This is a genomic window from Tunicatimonas pelagia (assembly GCF_030506325.1).
In the GTDB taxonomy this organism is placed as follows: Bacteria; Bacteroidota; Bacteroidia; order Cytophagales; family Cyclobacteriaceae; genus Tunicatimonas; species Tunicatimonas pelagia.
Genome location: NZ_CP120683.1, coordinates 655409 through 673748, shown reverse-complemented (window position 1 = coordinate 673748; position 18340 = coordinate 655409). Strand labels below are relative to the sequence as shown.

The 18340-nt window shown below is 43.8% G+C and carries 16 protein-coding genes; 11 read left to right on the top strand and 5 right to left on the bottom strand.

The features are described from left to right. The first annotated feature begins 212 nt into the window (after nt 1–212). On the top strand, nt 213–1298 hold the full coding sequence (locus P0M28_RS02690; protein WP_302207897.1) for a mannose-1-phosphate guanylyltransferase: 1086 nt from the start codon (nt 213–215) through the stop codon (nt 1296–1298). A 109-nt stretch (nt 1299–1407) separates the two neighbouring features. Here P0M28_RS02690 and P0M28_RS02685 read toward each other — a convergent pair whose 3' ends face one another. After that, nucleotides 1408–2058, bottom strand: a complete 651-nt coding sequence (locus tag P0M28_RS02685) for an alpha/beta hydrolase (RefSeq protein WP_302207895.1) — start codon at nt 2056–2058, stop codon at nt 1408–1410. A gap of 111 nt (nt 2059–2169) precedes the next feature. Here P0M28_RS02685 and P0M28_RS02680 point away from each other — a divergent pair, with 111 nt between their 5' ends. Then, nucleotides 2170–3156: a Gfo/Idh/MocA family protein gene (locus P0M28_RS02680; RefSeq protein WP_302207893.1), complete on the top strand. Its 987-nt coding sequence runs from the start codon at nt 2170–2172 to the stop codon at nt 3154–3156. A gap of 28 nt (nt 3157–3184) precedes the next feature. Here P0M28_RS02680 and P0M28_RS02675 read toward each other — a convergent pair whose 3' ends face one another. Continuing rightward, entirely contained in the window at nt 3185–4267 is a 1083-nt protein-coding gene (locus P0M28_RS02675) for a type I restriction endonuclease (protein ID WP_302207892.1), read from the bottom strand. Nucleotides 4268–4552: 285 nt separating this feature from the next. Between P0M28_RS02675 and P0M28_RS02670 the strand changes: the two genes are divergently transcribed. From P0M28_RS02670 to P0M28_RS02630, 9 genes are all read left to right on the top strand, one after another. Further along, nucleotides 4553–5656 (top strand): formylglycine-generating enzyme family protein, encoded by a 1104-nt coding sequence (locus P0M28_RS02670; protein WP_302207890.1) that lies wholly within the window; start codon nt 4553–4555, stop codon nt 5654–5656. 252 nt (nt 5657–5908) lie between these two features. After that, nucleotides 5909–6892 carry a phosphotransferase gene (locus P0M28_RS02665; protein WP_302207889.1) on the top strand — a complete coding sequence of 328 codons (984 nt, stop codon included), beginning with the start codon at nt 5909–5911 and terminating at the stop codon, nt 6890–6892. A gap of 114 nt (nt 6893–7006) precedes the next feature. Continuing rightward, on the top strand, nt 7007–7213 hold the full coding sequence (locus tag P0M28_RS02660) for a type II toxin-antitoxin system HicB family antitoxin (protein WP_302207888.1): 207 nt from the start codon (nt 7007–7009) through the stop codon (nt 7211–7213). Next, a complete protein-coding gene (locus P0M28_RS02655; RefSeq protein WP_302207887.1) occupies nt 7210–7398 on the top strand; it encodes a type II toxin-antitoxin system HicA family toxin in 189 nt (62 codons plus the stop codon). The genes P0M28_RS02660 and P0M28_RS02655 overlap by 4 nt, the downstream gene beginning before the upstream one ends. A 92-nt stretch (nt 7399–7490) precedes the next feature. Next, on the top strand, nt 7491–7856 hold the full coding sequence (locus tag P0M28_RS02650; RefSeq protein ID WP_302207886.1) for a hypothetical protein: 366 nt from the start codon (nt 7491–7493) through the stop codon (nt 7854–7856). An 86-nt stretch (nt 7857–7942) separates the two neighbouring features. Beyond that, nucleotides 7943–9346: an enolase C-terminal domain-like protein gene (locus P0M28_RS02645; protein WP_302207885.1), complete on the top strand. Its 1404-nt coding sequence runs from the start codon at nt 7943–7945 to the stop codon at nt 9344–9346. A gap of 87 nt (nt 9347–9433) precedes the next feature. Continuing rightward, nucleotides 9434–10252, top strand: coding sequence for a 3-keto-disaccharide hydrolase (locus P0M28_RS02640; RefSeq protein ID WP_367281893.1), 819 nt, complete (start codon nt 9434–9436; stop codon nt 10250–10252). Between the two features lie 88 nt (nt 10253–10340). Further along, nucleotides 10341–11675 (top strand): Gfo/Idh/MocA family protein, encoded by a 1335-nt coding sequence (locus P0M28_RS02635; protein ID WP_302207883.1) that lies wholly within the window; start codon nt 10341–10343, stop codon nt 11673–11675. Between the two features lie 7 nt (nt 11676–11682). Beyond that, entirely contained in the window at nt 11683–12744 is a 1062-nt protein-coding gene (locus P0M28_RS02630) for a DUF6807 domain-containing protein (RefSeq protein WP_302207882.1), read from the top strand. Between the two features lie 281 nt (nt 12745–13025). Here the strand turns inward: P0M28_RS02630 and P0M28_RS02625 are convergent, their stop codons facing one another. The 3 genes from P0M28_RS02625 to P0M28_RS02615 are packed head-to-tail and all read right to left on the bottom strand — an operon-like array spanning nt 13026 to nt 18269. Continuing rightward, a complete protein-coding gene (locus P0M28_RS02625) occupies nt 13026–13175 on the bottom strand; it encodes a hypothetical protein (protein WP_302207881.1) in 150 nt (49 codons plus the stop codon). A 14-nt stretch (nt 13176–13189) separates the two neighbouring features. After that, a complete protein-coding gene (locus P0M28_RS02620; RefSeq protein WP_302207880.1) occupies nt 13190–13579 on the bottom strand; it encodes a response regulator in 390 nt (129 codons plus the stop codon). Then, nucleotides 13554–18269: a chemotaxis protein CheB gene (locus P0M28_RS02615; protein ID WP_302207879.1), complete on the bottom strand. Its 4716-nt coding sequence runs from the start codon at nt 18267–18269 to the stop codon at nt 13554–13556. Before P0M28_RS02615 ends, P0M28_RS02620 begins: the two co-directional genes overlap by 26 nt. Nucleotides 18270–18340: the final 71 nt, after the last annotated feature.

Below are 18340 nucleotides of genomic sequence, written 5' to 3'. Positions count from 1 at the left end.
ACCAACGCCATTCTCGACCGTTGGTCTTTCTGGAAATTAATACTTTTTTGAAGATAATAGTTTGCCGAATCATTACAAAATATATAGTGAATTTGTTCTTTTGTTAAAAAATTTTCAAACAAAAATCTTGGTAAGGAAAGCGCAAAGGGTTGCTTTCTGCACTGCCGAAAGTTATATTCGCTAGCCAAAACAGTGGGAGTTTATACTTTATTATGGCAAGGAATAACAATTTTGTGGTTATCACTACGGGCAGTCATGCCACGTCAGACTTCTGGCCGTTTAGCCGCAAAAATACGCCTAAGCCATTTTTAGATTTACTAGGTACCGGAAAGTCGTTACTTCAACTGACCTATGAACGGTGTACGGCTCTTTGCGACGAAAAAAGAATTATGGTAGCTACCACTGAGCCTTACGCTAATTTAGTGAGGGAGCAGCTTCCCCAACTACCCAAGCAGCAGATTCTTATTGAACCTACTAACCGGGGGGCGGCAGTTTGTGCCGCGTACGCTGCCTATAAAATCCGGCAGTTAGATTCTTCTACTGTTATTACCATGATGCCTGCTGATCACGCTATTTTTGGCGAGATTGCTTTCTTGCGAGACATGGGCAAAGCCTTGGAAACAGCAGCGGCTGATCCGAAAAAATTACTGGTTATAGGCATCAAGCCCTCTAAGCCTGAAACGCGCTATCGCTATATTCAGTACCATTACAACAGTAGCGGATCCATCAAAAAAATAAAAACGCTTACTGATAAACCTCAAATTGAGCTAGCTAACTTATTTGTTAATAGTGGCGATTTTGTGTGGAACACCGATATCTACGTTTGGCACGTAAACGCGATTATTGAAGCAGTAGAAACGCACCTTCCCGAGGTGGCGGAAGTATTTTCGGGTGGCGTGCAGCAATATGGTACTGATGACGAATCTCTTTTTTTAAAAAATGCTTATTCGCAGTGCAAAAATACGGCACTTAGCTACGGTATTTTGGAAAAAACTAATAATCACTACGTACTGCTGGGCAATTTCGACTGGTCAGCAATTGACTCCTGGCACGCGCTGTTCTCATTAAAAACATTGGGGAACGGAGAAAACACCATAGAAGCCAATGCTCTTTCTATCCAAAGTAAGAATTGTTTTATTAAAAGTACCGACGGAAAATTAATTATCGTCCATAGCCTGCACGACTACTTGGTAGCCGATAGCCCCGACGTGCTGTTAATTTGTCCGAAGTCAGAAGTAGAACAGTTGAAGCATATTATGAAGGAAGCCGAAGAGCAGAAAGGAGAAGATTATACATGACGTGTTCAGGTGCGAAGTGTTAGAGTATTCATGACGAGGTTAACTTTGAACACCCGAACACTAAAGCACTAAAACACTATAACAACTCGCACAATAATACCTGAATACATTATAAATCCCCTACCTGCTGATCTAACCACTGTTTCACATCAGCGAAACAAGATTGATTTACCTCGTGCCCCATAGCGTATTCTTTAAACTCATAGTTGAATTGCTGTTGCTGAAGATAATCGGCCGCTGAACGTCCCAAGAAAATCGGTAGCACCGCATCATTGGTACCGTGGGTCGCCAATATTTTTAGCTGCTGATGGATAGTTGTAATTGCTTCTTGAGGTGTAGTCTCGTTGAGAATATATCCGCTCATGGCCACTAGCCCCGTTATCTTTTCCGGAGTAGCCAGAGCAGTGGCGTAGCTCATCATGGCACCTTGGCTAAAGCCGACTAGGTAAACATGATTCGGGTTAGGCTGGAACTTTTGTATAATTTCGTCTAGAAACTGCGTGAACTGCTGACGAGCTTCTTTCACTTGTTCTACATTCGGTTGAGGAACGCCTTTAGAAAAATCAATAGTAAACCAGGCATAGCCGCCGTGGCCGTAGGGCAAGGGAGCTTGCACGCTGACAACCAAATAGCGAGGATCTAGGTAGGGGGCAAATGAGAACAAATCGCGCTCATTACTTCCTAAACCGTGCAATAATACTATCAGTGGTGGGTTTTTGGAGGCCGCGCGAGGCTTTTGACTAATATAGTGTAGTGACATAGTGCGATAACTTAGAAAATATAAAGTGTATTACGGTGCGAAGCGTTATGGTGTTATACTTCTTTCTGTAGGAGTTTTACGTTAATTTCAACACCATAACACATTGAATCTATGCAAGTAGTTAAATTTGGGGTACTCGGAGTATCCGGTTTCTTTAAGAAAAAAATTGCCATTCCTACGGCCAAGTCCCCGCTTATTAAGTGGCAGGGTATTGCTTCCCGTTCATTAGAGCGATCGCAGGAGGCTGCCGATGCCTACGGAATTACAAATGCTTACGGTTCCTACGAAGAATTATTAGCCGATGAAGCTATTGAAGCATTGTACATTCCGTTACCTAATCATGTTCATGCCGAATGGATAAAGAAAGCCGCTGATGCTGGGAAACACATTTTGTGCGAAAAGCCCATTGCTCTATCCGCACAGGAGGCTCAGGAAGCGGTAGAGTATGCCGAAGCAAAGGGCGTGAAGGTTATGGAGGCCTTTATGTACCGCTTTCATCCGCAGTGGCAGCACGCTTTGGAGTTAATTCGGATGCGGGAGATTGGCAACGTGCAGTTGGTGCAAACGTTTTTTGGGTACACCAACGCTGATGCTAATAACATTCGTAATCAGTCGGATAAAGGCGGTGGGGCACTGTACGATATTGGTTGCTACGCGATATCGGTTAGCCGGTTTTTATTGCAAGCTGAACCCCAGCGAGTGCTAAGCTTACTTACTGAACATGCTGATTTTAAGACGGACATACTGTCTTCGGGCACGTTAGACTTTGGCGAAGCGCGGGCGCAGTTTACGGTGGGTACGCAGACTTTTCCCTATCAGCAGGTTACGGTACACGGTAGTGGTGGAGTGATTTCTATCGAGATTCCGTTTAACACTCCGGCAGATGTAGCGGCGAGGGTGACAGTGACTACCAGCATAGGCACGAGGGAGGTTAAGCTTAGCCCCACAGACCAGTACATTGCTGAGTTTGAAGCGTTTGCCCGGGCTATTCGTGAAGATACTACCGTGCCTACACCTCCAACCGATGCGGTAAAGAACATGCGCGTGCTCGATGCCTTATTTGAATCGAGTCGTACTGGAGGGTGGGTAGCATTATAGAAAGCTTTTGCTTGCAATGAAACAATAGTCAACTATCTTCACTATTCAAATAGCTTTCTAATGTTCCAAGTAGTGCGTTCCGAAACTTGTAAATATCATCTACAGTATCGATTGACTCTTTAGTTTCATTCTTGTTTTGGTCGAAGACCCCCAGATATTTGACACTTTGAGCATTAAATCTCAACCTGCAAAGAGGTTTGCGATTGTTATCATCAAGTAAAACCCCAAAGTAGCTTTTCGTATCTCGGTAATGTATCCTATCTACATCTACTTTCTCACGTAGGATTGCTTTAATAATGTAAAAGCCTTCCATTTCTTCTTCCGTAGTTTGTATATCATTTCTGTTATCTTCTGGAACTACTACTTCAGATGATTCTTCCGTATCTTCAGCTTCGCTCTTTTCCTTATCCAAAGCAGATTGAAACTTTTCACTAATTATTTCATTAATCCACTGATTAAGCGATTTTTTAACTATAGTCGTGAATTGGTGTATTACTTTTTCCGTAGCTCTACCAGAGTAGATTTGGGCGACAAAGTATTTTACAAAAGGTTCTGAAGGATTTCTTAATTCAGCATTCATCAATGCTTTAAGTTCATTGGTATATTTGAGTTCGCTAGCTGTGCTGACGATTTCTTCTATGTTAAAGTATGACTTATGAAATTTCTTCAATTCTTCAAGAGTACTGTCCTTAATCTTAGTAATATCAAATATTAAGAATGGCTTCTCATCCATTTTATTAGTGTCAACTAGATCAGTGTAGAGTTTGTATTCCTTTCCGTTAGTAAGGATTGCGAACTTTGCTTTTGTCGTATGAAAATATCTGAAAAGCTGAGTACTGTGGGGGTCTAGTACAGTATCAATGGTCTTACATTCTATCAAGATGATAGGCTGATAGTTCTTCATAATAGCGTAGTCTACTTTCTCACCTTTTTTTATTCCTATATCAGCGACAAATTCAGGAACTACTTCCATTGGATTGAAAACATCATAGCCTAGTGAATTTATGAATGGCATAATTAAAGCATTCTTTGTTGCTTCCTCGGTAGAGAGGTTAGGACGCATTTTTTCCACTCGTTCCCCGAGTTGAATTATTTCATCTTTGAAATCCATAGTGATAAGATTGATTGCAATAGTATGCAATAGTTAAACTTAAATATACTAAAAGGAATGTGACTGGCAATAAAATTAGGATTTCCTAGTGGAAAAAGAGTATAATACAGATACGTTTAGCATATATTTCTTGGTCATCTAAAATGAAAGCACTGTAAATGAGGACTTCTTAACTATCCAATGTTGAACGCTTTTTCTAGCAATCGGTGTTGCATCAGTATCTTATCAGAGTAATCAATTAGTGTTAAGTACCTTGCGAATTGGTACTATCCAAAACAACCAGTAATGAAACTACATACCTTACTCGTATCCTTGTTAGGCTTTGGCCTTCTATCTTGTCAGAACACTAACCAAGACAGCAAATCAGCTGCCGAGACAAAACCCACTGCCGAAAATTCTTCTTCCCCGTCAACTAGCATTCTAATTTCAGCCAAGCCCGCCGGAGAAGCTCCCGAAGGCATGGTGTGGATTCCGGGAGGGCAGTTCACCATGGGCAGCGATCATGAGACGGCTACTGATATAGAAGGGCCAGCGTATTCGGTAGAAGTATCAGGCTACTGGATGGACACGCATGAAGTGACTAATGCTGAATTTAGAAAGTTTACCGAAGCAACTGGGTACGTAACCGTAGCTGAGCGACCAATTGACTGGGAAGAAATGAAAAAGCAGTTACCGCCTGGTACTCCTAAACCAGCAGACGAAGTGCTGCAACCGGGTTCGTTAATTTTTGATCCGCCCAGTCAGGCAGTGCCACTGCACGATTATTCGCAGTGGTGGTCGTGGAAGATTGGAGCAAATTGGCGGTACCCTAAAGGGCCAGGTAGCTCTATTGAAGGAAAAGATAATTTCCCGGTTACCCACATTGCCTACGAAGATGCTCAGGCTTACGCTCAGTGGGCTGGTAAACGATTACCTACCGAAGCCGAGTACGAGTTTGCGGCTCAGGGAGGAACCACTGGACAAGCCTTTGCCTGGGGCGATGAACTAACTCCTTCCGGTAAATATTTAGCTAACTTTTTTCAGGGTGATTTTCCGCATAACAACGTGAGTACCGATGGCTTTGCTAGTGCGTCGCCCGTTAAAAGCTTTCCACCTAACGATTACGGTTTATACGATATTATTGGCAATGTGTGGGAGTGGAGCTCCGATTGGTACCGTCCTGATACCCACGCTCAACAGAGCAAGATCACCGTGTGCCGCAACCCTACCGGACCTAATCAAAGCTACGATCCTCAGGAACCGTACACTCCCAAACGAGTAATTAAAGGTGGTTCTTACCTGTGCAGTGATCAGTACTGCTCCAACTACCGCCCCTCCGCCCGCATGGCTACTGCGGTAGATTCCGGCCAAGAACACCTCGGTTTTCGCTGTGTGAAGGATGCAGGTTGATTTATAATGAACTGCTCATGAGAAAATGCTAAGCTCTTACGCAAGATTTTGGATAGCCCTAAAAATACTTCTTTCAACGATTTCATACCGTTAATTGAGGGGGCTGATCTCGAGTTAGCTCGGATAAGCGGAAGCCATCACACTTGGGCGCATCCGAAAATATCTAAACTAGTAAATATCCAAAGCGTAAGTAGAGCAGGACATAGCATACTAGTTTATCTGAATAAATGATAACACTTATTAGCTACTATAATGTACGCTCCCGCAATCAGTACAATCATCTCATCAGAATATCTGGCAGAATTTGTTAGTGAACGCTACGGATTTGATAAGAATACAACTTGCCGAGTACTAAAAACAGGTATTAACCACAGCTACCTGATCACTACTTCTGATAAGAAATTTGTCCTAAGAGTCTACTACTTGCATTGGCGGACAGAAGACGAGATCAAAGAAGAGCTAGCATTATTAGAGTATCTGAAGGAAAATGGTATTTCAGTATCATACCCGATCAAAAACCGCGATAATCATTACATTAATTGCATAAAAGCATTAGAAGGAGAGCGTTTTGCGGTTCTGTTCACCTTCGCTGAAGGTAAATCTATCCGAAACCCATCGGAACCGGCTTCCTTTCAACTAGGAGCAACGATGGCAAAGATGCACCAACTGACGATTAATAGAACCATTAATAGAAAGCGTTACGATGCCAATTCGCTAGTTAATTGGGCGTTTCAGCTAGCAAAAGGCCATTTTTCTGGGCCTTCCGCTGAAATGCAATACTTTGAACGAGCCAGCTCTGTTATTTCCTCAGAATTTGAAAAAGCCGAACAAAGTGCGCTGAGGTACGGAGTAATTCATCTCGATTTATGGTACGAAAACATGAAAATTAAAGACAATTCTGAAATTACAATTTTCGACTTTGATAACTGCGGCAATGGCTGGCTCTGGTTGGATATGGCGTATGCCCTGATGATTCTCTTTAGAAACGAACCCAATAAAGAAACTTTCAATAGTAAAAGAGCTGCTTTTTATCGAGGTTATGATTCTATCATTTCAGTTTCGGAAGAAGAGAAAAGAATAATTCCCTACGGTGGCTTAGCTATTTGGCTACACTACACCGGAATTCATATTCAGCGGTTTGATGATTTCTCCAACCAGTTTTTTAGCCAAGAATTTCTGAAGTACTGGATACATACTGTTGACCAGTGGATGAAATTTAACGAAATAGAGATATGAGATAGGCAATTATTGAGGAATACTAGCTAATCTATCAGATTAATTGGCTATTTTCAATAACTGTTTATTTTGCGTAGGATTTACATTCATTACTGCATACATAAGTAGAGTGTTATGGATTATCTAGTAATTATTGAAAAAACCAATACTGGTTATAGTGCCTATGTACCAGACCTTCCCGGCTGTATTACGGTAGGAGATACGAAAGAAGAGGTTCGGACACATATAAAGGAAGCTGTTCAGTTTCACTTGGAAGGTATGCGGGAAGATGGAATAGAGATACCCCCGCCTAGTACCGAAGCTGTCACTGTAGCAGCATGAAAGTAAAGCAAATCATCACATTAATAAAGCAAGACGGTTGGTATCAGGTGGCTCAGCGAGGCAGTCATCGTCAATTCAAACATCCTACCAAACTAGGAAGAGTTACAGTTCCTGACCATGGTTCTAATAAAGACTTAGCGAAAGGCACTGAAAATAGTATTCTGAAACAGGCTGGGTTAAAGTAAGGTATAACTTGTATTATATCTTGTCTATCGCATATTCTTTTATTCAACTACCAAGTAAGACTAAGCTCATTCTAATAATCCAATGTGCTACCATGCTCGGTGGTACTTCTACCCATGTGTATTGGGTGATGCGTCACGGATTTTTCTCAGAGGAGTACAATAGCCCATTTTTCTCAGTAGTATTTTGGGATAGCCTCACCTTCCTAGACCCGGTGGCGGCCGTACTGCTTATTCTTCGTCCAAGAATAGGGGTATGGTTAACGGTAATTATCATCGTAGTAGACGTATTTCACAACAGTATCTTGCTACCAATTTTATCGTCCCAGCCTGCATTAGAGATTTGGCCGATTTTATTCACTGACTGGATGATTGTTTCGCAAATAGTTTTTTTGCTGTTCGTCGTGATCACATTTAGGAGTAATCTGCGGGAGATTGCCTACCTACAAAAACAGTACTAATAACTTTTATCATAGTTTTGCAACGGATTGCATAATGAATTTGGACAACCAGAGGCGGTTTTGTATCTTCGAGGATACTTTTTACTATGACACCACTCAACCGTCGGCAGTTTCTTCAGCAATCATCCGCTGTGGCTAGTCTTCTCCCATTGGCACCTATAGCATCACCCATTTCTTCATCCAAATCGTTGCGAAAAATTACGATCGATCAGGTAAGTTCTACCTTTGAGCGGGAGCCATTAGCGACTCCCTACGGCTTCAAAGGGGGCTACATGACTGATGTTTGGCAAGCGGTAGCTCGTTTACAAAGCTCATCAGGAAAATACGGGGTGGGCTTGGGTACGCAGAATACCCTTTGGTCTGACTCCCAAATTTTTCTCAACCACTCCGAAAGTGGGGGTAACGCCCTCATGTACGCCATGACGGAGAAAGGGGTGCAATTAGCTAAGGGGCAATCATTCACCACACCTATCGACCTCCAAGAAAATATTCTAGAAGAAGTATACGCCTACGGTAAAAAAATTACGGATAACCCCGATTTACGAAAAACATTTGCGCTGAATGCACTGGTGGCGGTCGACAATGCTGCTTGGCTGCTGTACGCTTACGAAAATGGCATTTCTGATTTTGATACCATGATTCCTGAGCAGTATCGTCCGGCGTTGTCTCACCGGCACGAGGGAGTAGTGAGTGTTCCTTCGTTTTCATTTGCCACTCCGGTGTCGCAAATGAAAGAACTGGTAGATGATGGATATTTCTTCCTAAAAATTAAGCTGGGGCATCCGGGCACGCAGCGGGAAATGCTGGATAAAGACAAGGCTAAGCTAACCGAAATTCACCAGACGATTGGGCAGGGCGAAACGTCTTATACGGCTGATGGGAAAATTCCCTATTACTTTGATATGAATGGGCGCTACGAAGAGAAAGATTCTCTACTAGAGTTGCTCGATCATGCTCAGAAAATTGGAGCTTTTGATCAGATTGTGGTAGTGGAAGAACCATTTCCCGAAGAAAATGAGTCTAGCGTGGCCGACGTAGGGGTACGGGTGGCTGCGGACGAAAGTGCCCATACCGAAGAGGACGTGATTACCCGCATTCAAATGGGATACAGTGCAGTGGCGTTAAAGCCGATTGCCAAAACCCTAAGCATGACCTTGAAGATGGCAAAAGTGGCTCACGAACAAAATATCCCTTGTCTCTGCGCTGATTTAACCGTAAACCCTATTCTGGTTGATTGGAACAAAAATGTAGCCGCCCGACTAGCCGCTTGGGAGGAATTTCCGGGCATGGGACTAATGGAGAACAACGGTCACCAAAACTACCGCGACTGGCCAGAGATGCTTTCTTACCATCCGCACGCTGGTGCCGATTGGGTAAAAGCACAGCGAGGAGTTTTCAAACTAGGCAAAGACTTCTACCAAAAGAGTGGCGGGATTTTTCAAATGTCAGACCACTACCAGGATCTATTTGGGCAGGGAGCAGGAAGTTAGGTGCAAGGGGTAATGCAATGTTCAGTTAGCAGTGAACAATTAACAATTGAATTATCGAGCAATCAAACAACTAAACAATACACATTTATGAAAACCTTTGTTTTGTACGGCATTGCACTATTTTTCTTGTACAGTTGCGGGCCAGCTTCTAATAATTCAGCAGAAACCGAAACGGCTGAAGAAGAAACCAGTACCGCTGAAATGACGGCAGTGGTAGAGGAAACTAGTGATAATACTTTAACTGAACAGGAGCGGCAGGAAGGTTGGACCTTACTATTTGATGGGCAGTCGATAAGCAACTGGCGCGGGGCGCATAAGGAGACTTTTCCCGAGCAGGGGTGGAAAATTGAAGACGGCGAGCTAATGGTGCTGGCTTCTGACGGAGCCGAATCCCAGAACGGAGGCGACATTGTTACTGAGAGTGAATACTCCAACTTTGAGTTTCAGGTTGATTTTAAACTGACCGAAGGAGCGAATAGTGGTATTAAGTACTTTGTTACCGAAGGCTATAATTCTGGTGCATCCGCTATCGGCTTAGAATACCAATTACTAGACGACGAAAAGCATCCCGATGCCAAAAAGGGTAATAACGGCGGTGGAACCCGAACCCTAGCCTCGCTCTACGATTTGAAAAGTGCTGATGCCAGCAAACCCTTTAAAGGCATTGGCGAGTGGAACACCGCCCGCTTAGTTGTGCAGGGCAATAAAGTAGAGCATTACCTAAACGGCGAAAAAGTGCTGGAGTACGAGCGAGGTAGCGAGGAATACACCGACTTGGTAAAAAACAGTAAGTACGAAAAATGGGAGAACTTTGGTATGGCGGAGAGTGGTCATATTTTACTGCAAGACCACGGCGACTTAGTATATTTTAAAAATATCAAAGTACGAGAATTGCCAGCCTCATAGAAAATGAGAAATATGAAATGTGAAATTTAGAGTGGAAGGCGGATATCAGTGACAATCAACAATTTAGCCATTTAACAATCCAGAAAATATGAATAATTTAAATAGAAATCGTAGAGATTTTATTAAGAAATCAGCTTTAGGAGCAGTAGGCCTAAGTACCGCTTTCTCAGCTCGCAGCTACGGGCGTATTTTGGGAGCTAATGATCGGGTACGAGTTGGAATAGTAGGCTTTTCCAATCGTTGCCGAGGCTCATTGATTCCCGCCTTTATGAATCATGCCGATGAAATGAACTTCGAGATTGTAGGGGTTTCCGATATTTGGAACCGCCGTCGCGACGAGGCTAAAGCCTACATGGAGGAAAAGGGAATCAAGAAGGTAGATTTGGCCCGTAACAATGAAGAGTTATACGAGAAAAGTAAAGTGGATGCTGTCATCATCAGTACTGCGGATTTTCAGCACGCACTGCACGGGGTAGAAGCCATTGAAAACGGTTGCGATGCCTACATTGAAAAGCCACTGGCTGAGTCAATGGAAGACAACAAAAAGATTAAAGAAACGGCCGAAGCCTCTGATCGGATTATTCAAATTGGCTCGCAGCGCCGAAGTGGAAGCAACTACCATGCAGCGGAAGACTACATTAAATCCGGTAAGTTCGGCGACATCGTAATGGTGAATATGACTTGGAATGTAAACCAACCCGGGCGTTGGCGATTACCCGACTTAGTAGCTTCTATCAAGAAAGAAGATACCGATTGGGATCGTTACCTGATGAACCGACCTAAAATAGATTGGGATCCGCGCAAATATTTAGAGTACCGCTTATTCTGGCCGTATTCTTCCGGCATTCCTGGTCAGTGGATGTCGCACCAGATTGATACGGTACACTGGTTCTCGGGTTACAACCACCCGCGCAGCGTAGCCGCCAACGGCGGTATCTATCTCTGGAAAGACGGACGGGAAAATCCTGATACCATGACGGCAGTATTTGACTATGGTCCCGATGATAATCCGAACGAAGGCTTCCAGGTGGTGTACTCATCCCGCTTCACCAACTCCGAAGGCGGAACCAAAGAAATCTACTATTCCAATGCCGGAACACTCAACCTAAAAACCAACATGATTACACCCGATGGAGGGCTGAACGAAAAACATGCTTCCGCAATGGGTATGCAGCCAAACCGTTTAGAAGAGCAAGAGCTACAGGGTGATAAGGTGATAACCAGTGCAAATACCGGAGCTGATAACATGACTTCCAACCATATGCGAAACTGGATGGACTGCGTGCGTAGCCGTAAGGAACCTCACGCTCCGGTTCAAGTAGGTTACAATCATTCAGTAGCGAATTTAATGACCACCCAAGCTTTGCATACAGGTAAGCGGGTAACATTTAATACTGAAGAACAAGAAATTGTATCGAGCTAGCACTATTATGCGATCATCTAAATTGTGGTTAAGGCCTGCCTGTGGTGGGTTCTTGGCTTTTTTTCTACTGACAATACAAATCCAGGTGCTACCCGCGCAGGTAAAGATCACTGAAAAACCTGCGGAGAAGTTAGTATCTGTAACCATTAATGGTCAACCGTTTACCTCCTACATCTATCCCGAAGTAATCAAGAAACCGGTACTGTTTCCGATTAGAACACCGCAAGGTACAAATATTACGCGCGGTTACCCGCTGTTGCCCACTGCGGGAGAGCGTGTAGATCATCCGCACCACGTAGGGCTGTGGCTGAACTACGGCGATGTAAACGGTTTGGATTTTTGGAACAACTCGGAGGCGATTCCTGAGGAGAAGCGAGATGGGTATGGAATCATTCGCCATCGAGAAGTACTAGAAACGAAAGATGGTGAGGTAGGTAAATTAAAAGTGGCGGCTGATTGGTTAACTCTCGATAAAGAAAAGCTATTGGACGAAACCACAACTCTTTACTTTTCCAGAGAAGCAGATGCCTACGTTATTGACCGAACTACTACTTTGCAGGCTCAGAATCAACCGGTAACTTTTAATGATAATAAAGAAGGAATGGTAGCAATTCGGGTAACCCGAGCGTTGGAGCACCCTTCAGATAAGCCGGAGATATTTACTGATGCCAGTGGCAACGCTAGCGATGCTGCCAAAATAGATAACACCGGAGTAACCGGACAATACCAAAGCAGCGAGGGAGTGAGTGGAACTGAAGTGTGGGGTACCCGGGCCGAATGGGTAAACCTGTCTGGATCAATAGATGATGAAGCAGTTTCGGTGGTAATTATGGATCACCCTGACAATGTGGGCTATCCTACTTACTGGCACGCCCGGGGCTATGGCTTGTTTGCGGCCAATCCGCTTGGTCAGAATGTATTTTCGGGGGGGGCAGAAACCCTAAACTTCAAGCTTCAACCGCAAGAGTCAGTGACTTTTCGTTACCGCATTGTGATTTACGGGGCGAATACGCCACTGAACGAAGAGGCAATTGAGTCAATGTACGCTGACTTCGCTGACGCTAGCTGATTACCAATCCTCCTTTCCTTCGATCCAAAACTCTAGTAGGCTTTCCTTGTCTATGTGGTAGCAGAATTTCTGGGCAAGGTCACCTAGTTGGGAGGCTAGTTTCCAGGGTAATCCAACCGTAGTATCGGCTTAGGTGGCAGAATCGTTGAGCTTGGTAGGTCTCTTCCTCAGTTTTACGAAAGTGCAGTTTAGCTTCACACTGCTGAATCAAGCGGAATAATTCCTTTGCCGGGAAAATGGGCGGAGCCACCCGGGCAGGGTGATGCAGCAATGCGTTACCTTTACCCAGCGTAGTAGGCAGGGTACAGTGCCTGCCTACGCTGGATGATTACTAAAATCAACCTCCTTGTAGTAACGAGTGCCCCCTTCTTAATGGTAGCTGCCCGCAGATAATGCCGATGACCTTTTCGGTTGGTGTAGTAGAGTGACAAAGAAGGAAGGTAAACTATAAATACCTATCAAAAATAAAGTGAAAGGTTTCTTGTATGGAGTGCTTGGCAATAAAATCGCTAACCGATGAGTAGGCTTTCGCCTGACCAATATCTTGCTTACGAAGAGATGAGCTTACCACCAGTAGTTTGGTGTTGGGGTGTTCGGGATAAAATTCATCTTCGTATAGCTCAATAAACTCGAAGCCATTGTACATCGGCATTTTCAAGTCGCAGAGTATCAAGTCAGGATATTCTTTATCAGTGCAGGAGCGCAAATAGGTTAGTGCATCTTCAACGTTGGAAGCAGTGCGTAACTTAGCGTCGTCGCGATAAGACTTCAGCCACTCTTCAGCAATAAAGTTGTTGATTTCATCGTCATCAATGAGCAATATTTTTTTCGTCATGCGTGTAGGGCATTAAATGAATAGAGAAGGTTGTACCGTTATCTGGCTGACTTTGCACCTCAATCTTTCCACCATTTTTTTCGACAATAGCCTTCACAATATGTAAGCTAACACCTACTTCATCAACCGAAGAATTTATCCGCTTAAATGGTTGGAAGAGATGTTTACCATCTCGTTTCATATCTAAACCTTTGCCATTGTCTTGTACTTCCAAGCAAATATACTGATCGCGTTCTTTGGTCTTGAAAGAAATGCGGGGTGGGCGCCCCTCTACTGAAGACTTTATAGCATTAGTCAGTAAGTTTTTAACAATAGATACCAAGTAAAACTCTACGTACTGAATAGTTTCTACGGCAAAGCTATGCTCAATAGTAGCATCATACTGGTCTATTTCTTCTTTAATTTCACCAGACACTTGTTTCAGTACATCTGCAAATTGTAACAGGCTATACTCTTCGTTGCCTAATTGCTGCACATCCAGAATGCGGATAATGCCCCGCAGTGTTTCTTCTAGTCGGTTTACTGACTGATCAATTTTATTGACTACCCGTTTATCTTGGCCATTTTTAGATTCTAACAGGCTAGAAAGGGATTTAAGGTTAGCAACCGGAGCGCGTAGATCGTGGGCAGCGGCAAATACAAAGTTATCTAAGTATTCATTGGCAACGCGAAGTTCTTGGTTGGTCCGTTTTAATTTCTTTTCGGCAGTTTTCTGGTCGTGAACATCAGAAATTACACCACTCATCCGAACTGGTTTGTCTTCACTATCGTAAATAGCTTTTCCGCGCGACCGGAACCAGCGGTAACCTTTTGTCTTATGTTTAAGTCGGACGGTAACGTCATACGCCGTTCCGTTCTTGAAATGCTCTTCCAACTTATTTTCCCAGATGTCGATATCGTCGGGGTGACTAATAGCCCGAAAGCCTTTCACCGAAGATTCTATTTCCCCTGCTTTATAGCCAATGATCTCGTAGAATCGGGGCGACCACCACCCATCTTCGGTAGTTAGATCGGTCCAGTCCCAGATACCATCAGAGGTTCCACTAATGGCAAACGCTAGTCGTTCTTCACTCTGGCGCAATAACTCGCGGCTTTCTACTTGCTCACTGGTATCTTGAATAATGGCGATAAAGACTTTCTGCCCGTGGAAGTCCGATAGTTGGAGATTGACTAACACATCGTATTTACTGCCATTCTTCCGTTGGTGCACAGCCTCAAACGCAACCGCTTCTTCTTCTCCGGTGCGAAGTGGTTCGATAAGGTTAGAAAAATGATCGAATGTAAAATCAGTTTCAATCTCAAGCGGAGTAAGTGCTTGCATTTCTTCCATGCTGTAGCCTAGATTGTGTCGGGCACCCTGGTTTACATTAATGAAACGCAGACTATTCGCATCAAAAATGTAAATTTCATTATACGACTCTTCCAATAGCTTACCGTACTGGGCTTTATCTTCTTCGGCTTGTCGCTGCTTGGTAATGTCTAAATTAATACCCAGCACCTTATAGGGATTTCCTTCTTCGTCATCAATCAGGCTTCCCTGCCCAATCAGATGCCTAATGTCGCCATTGCTATGCACCACCCGGAACTCACTAGTGTACAATGTTCTGTTGGCAACAGCTTGCTCTAAGGCTATTACTACCCGAGCTTGATCTTCGGGATGAATACGAGATGTAAAATTTTCAAACTTGAGGTCGCCATCGGGAATATCAAAAAGTTCTCGTAGTCGAGCATCACCTACTACTGCTTTTGTTTGGATGTTGTATTCCCAAGTACCAATGTCTGACGACTGTCGCACTAGGTTTAGCCGTTCGGCAATTTCTTTTAACTGCTGGCGATTCCGTTCTTTCTCGGTAATATCGCGTACGCTAAGCAAAATTAAGTTAGGAGTACTGCCCGTTTGCGGTATAACCACCGCACTGATGTCCATAATTCGCTGGCCTATTCGGGGAAAATCATGCTCAATCTGGTAATCAGAAACCATGCTACTTTGGTGAATAATCTCTTGCAATAACCGTTGTAAGTCAGGTTGCTTCCACTGCCCTTCATCTAAATCGAAAATAGAGTAACCGATAGTATGTTCTTCGGAGAGTTGGAAGGTATCGTAGAAGGCAGGGTTCACAGACACAATTTTTAGCTCTTGATCTAGCACCAGAAGAGGGTCAGTAACTGTGTTAACGATATTTTCTGCAAATGAGCGAACATTATCAACCGCCAACTGGGCGTTCTTAATCTCAGTAATATCCACAAAAGTTATTACCAGACCATTGGCATCACCGTTTGCTTCATAGTACGGAAGCATCCGCATCAGATACGATCGTTCTCCTGACGATACTTCTTGTTCTAATGCCTCCTCTGCTTTTATTGTCTGCTTAATTAGGTTAGTGAGCGATACTTTATCCAGGTTAGTAGTGAAGTGCTTAATAGATCGCCCGATGTCTCTCGCAGAAACGTTAACAACCTTCGCAACATTAGAGGTTAGTCGGCGGATGTGTAAATCCTGATCGATAAAAATGGTAGCAATCTGGGTACTGTTAATGAGGTTGAGTACATCGCTATTGGCTTCGGTTACCTCCTTTATCTTATCTTCCAATTCAGCGTTAAGCGAATACAGCTCTTCATTAACCGACTGCAACTCTTCGTTAGAACTCTGCAGCTCTTCGTTAGAAGCCAACAGCTCTTCATTGGTAGTTTGTAGCTCCTCGCTATGGGTATCTAATTCTTCGCGCAGGGCTTGTAGTAAGCGTTGCTTCTCATCTACTTCTTTCTCGAGCAGGGCAATTCTTTGCTTACCATCTCCGGTGGGAATGATCTGCTTTTTTTGACCCTTATCTGGCTTTCGGGCGTTTTGGAACTCAATGTAGACAACCTCTTCCTCAAAAAAGGGCGATTGAATTGCCTTAAACCGAAGGTTTATAATGTTCTTGCTCTGCCCCTTGACAAACAGTACATCGGGGTGATATACTGATTTTTTGCTGCTTAAGGTTTCCCGCACCCCACTTTTTAGTAATAAGTATTCGTCGGTTTCCAGCACATCCTCCAGGTGCATTCTTAGGTTGTTCTTGGGAAAATGAAAGTAGCGGTTAACACTACCCAGCGTATGAAGAATATAACAGTCTTTGTTTACTAATACTCCGGCTTCATCGTATGATTCGGCAATTAGGGCTTTAAGTGTGTTAGTATTAAGTGTACGGGGAGGGCCGGATAATCGGGAGTACTGCCCCCCTACATTTGTAAAGGGCTGGCGAGGCTCGGTTGACAGTTGCTTACCAGCTGAGGGTACCTGATTTTGAAAAATGTTTATTCCCTTAGCCGGTGTGCCAAAGAAAGGCTGCAAATGACCAATGCTTTCACTCTTACCCAAAATTAGAAAACCGTCTTGGTTCAGCGAGAAGTGAAAGTGCGACATTACCTTTTTCTGAACATCAGAGTTGAGGTAGATCAGCACGTTGCGACAAGACACCACATCCATTCGAATGAAAGGAGGGTCGGTAATGATGTTGTGGGCGGCAAACACAAAGTGATCGCGAAAGAACTTCTTCACCCGATACGTATCGCCCGAGCGGGTAAAATAGTACGATAGATATTCTTTCGGGATACTATCAGCAACACTTAGGCCGTAAATCCCCGCGCTAGCCATTTGAATAGCTCGCTTATCAATATCGGAGCCAAAAATTTTATAGTCTGGTTTAAGCTGGTTTTTAGTTAAGTAGTCATCAATAAGCATACCAATGGTGTAGGCCTCTTCTCCGCTGGAGCAACCGGCTATCCAAATTCGCAAGGAGTCCCCTTCTTGGATTTTATTACCCAGTTCTGGCAATACTTTCTCCCTAAACACTTTCCACGGCCGGCCATCCCGAAAAAAGCTGGAGACCCCAATCAAGATTTCATTGCCCAACTGCTCTACCTCCGCTCGGTTAGATAGTAGCACATTGTAGTAGTCTTCCAGTATATCGACGTTTACAATGTGCATTCGCTTCTGTATGCGGCGCAAGATGGTAGCTTCTTTGTACTCACTAAAATCTATTTGAATTTTTTTCGCAATCAGGCTCAGTATGCGGTCAAGTAGCCCCCGGTCGGTAAGTGTGAGAGGATCACCGCTATCGGCAAACTGTGGAATGCGGTTAATCACCCGCTGGGTTTCTTTGGCTAGTTCGGGTAAATCGAGTATGAAGTCGGTCAACCCGGTGTGTACGGCGGCATTGGGCATCCCATCAAATTTGGCAGAGTCAGGATGCTGCGCCATCACAATGCCACCTTGCTCTTTAATGGTTTTAATACCCCGGCTTCCGTCGGTTCCGGTTCCGGTCATTATAATACCTACGGCATTGCTTTTCCACTCTTTTCCTAAAGAGTTGAAGAAAAGGTCAATAGGAAGATTCGGTTTCTCGTAAGCATTGGGAGCTTTGGGCTTAAGCGAACCGTTTACCAGCTCCAAATTTTGCTTGGGGCTCATCACGTATACATGATTAGGCTTTACTATTACCGACTTCGTAACCTTAACAATAGACATTTTGGTGTACTTGGCCAGCAGTTCGTCCATCATACTCTCAAAATCGGGCGACAAATGCTGAATTACGATAAAAGCAGCAGGGTTTTGGTCGGGTAGCTCCGAGAAGAAGGCTTGTAATGCTTGCAACCCTCCGGCTGAAGCTCCAATACCTACAATAAAGAAGTCATTCTGATCACTCATGATCTACTGTTTTTTCAAAACTAATATAATGTTTGGAATTATATAAATATTTACGATACTTAGCCAGATTT

Coding starts and splice junctions, on each gene's coding strand:
- P0M28_RS02670 (WP_302207890.1), top strand. CDS start 4,553: ATGAAACTACATACCTTACTCGTATCCTTGTTAGGCTTTGGCCTTCTA.
- P0M28_RS02690 (WP_302207897.1), top strand. CDS start 213: ATGGCAAGGAATAACAATTTTGTGGTTATCACTACGGGCAGTCATGCC.
- P0M28_RS02635 (WP_302207883.1), top strand. CDS start 10,341: ATGAATAATTTAAATAGAAATCGTAGAGATTTTATTAAGAAATCAGCT.
- P0M28_RS02675 (WP_302207892.1), bottom strand. CDS start 4,267: ATGGATTTCAAAGATGAAATAATTCAACTCGGGGAACGAGTGGAAAAA.
- P0M28_RS02655 (WP_302207887.1), top strand. CDS start 7,210: ATGAAAGTAAAGCAAATCATCACATTAATAAAGCAAGACGGTTGGTAT.
- P0M28_RS02685 (WP_302207895.1), bottom strand. CDS start 2,058: ATGTCACTACACTATATTAGTCAAAAGCCTCGCGCGGCCTCCAAAAAC.
- P0M28_RS02615 (WP_302207879.1), bottom strand. CDS start 18,269: ATGAGTGATCAGAATGACTTCTTTATTGTAGGTATTGGAGCTTCAGCC.
- P0M28_RS02645 (WP_302207885.1), top strand. CDS start 7,943: ATGACACCACTCAACCGTCGGCAGTTTCTTCAGCAATCATCCGCTGTG.
- P0M28_RS02630 (WP_302207882.1), top strand. CDS start 11,683: ATGCGATCATCTAAATTGTGGTTAAGGCCTGCCTGTGGTGGGTTCTTG.
- P0M28_RS02620 (WP_302207880.1), bottom strand. CDS start 13,579: ATGACGAAAAAAATATTGCTCATTGATGACGATGAAATCAACAACTTT.
- P0M28_RS02660 (WP_302207888.1), top strand. CDS start 7,007: ATGGATTATCTAGTAATTATTGAAAAAACCAATACTGGTTATAGTGCC.
- P0M28_RS02665 (WP_302207889.1), top strand. CDS start 5,909: ATGTACGCTCCCGCAATCAGTACAATCATCTCATCAGAATATCTGGCA.
- P0M28_RS02640 (WP_367281893.1), top strand. CDS start 9,434: ATGAAAACCTTTGTTTTGTACGGCATTGCACTATTTTTCTTGTACAGT.
- P0M28_RS02650 (WP_302207886.1), top strand. CDS start 7,491: ATGCTCGGTGGTACTTCTACCCATGTGTATTGGGTGATGCGTCACGGA.
- P0M28_RS02680 (WP_302207893.1), top strand. CDS start 2,170: ATGCAAGTAGTTAAATTTGGGGTACTCGGAGTATCCGGTTTCTTTAAG.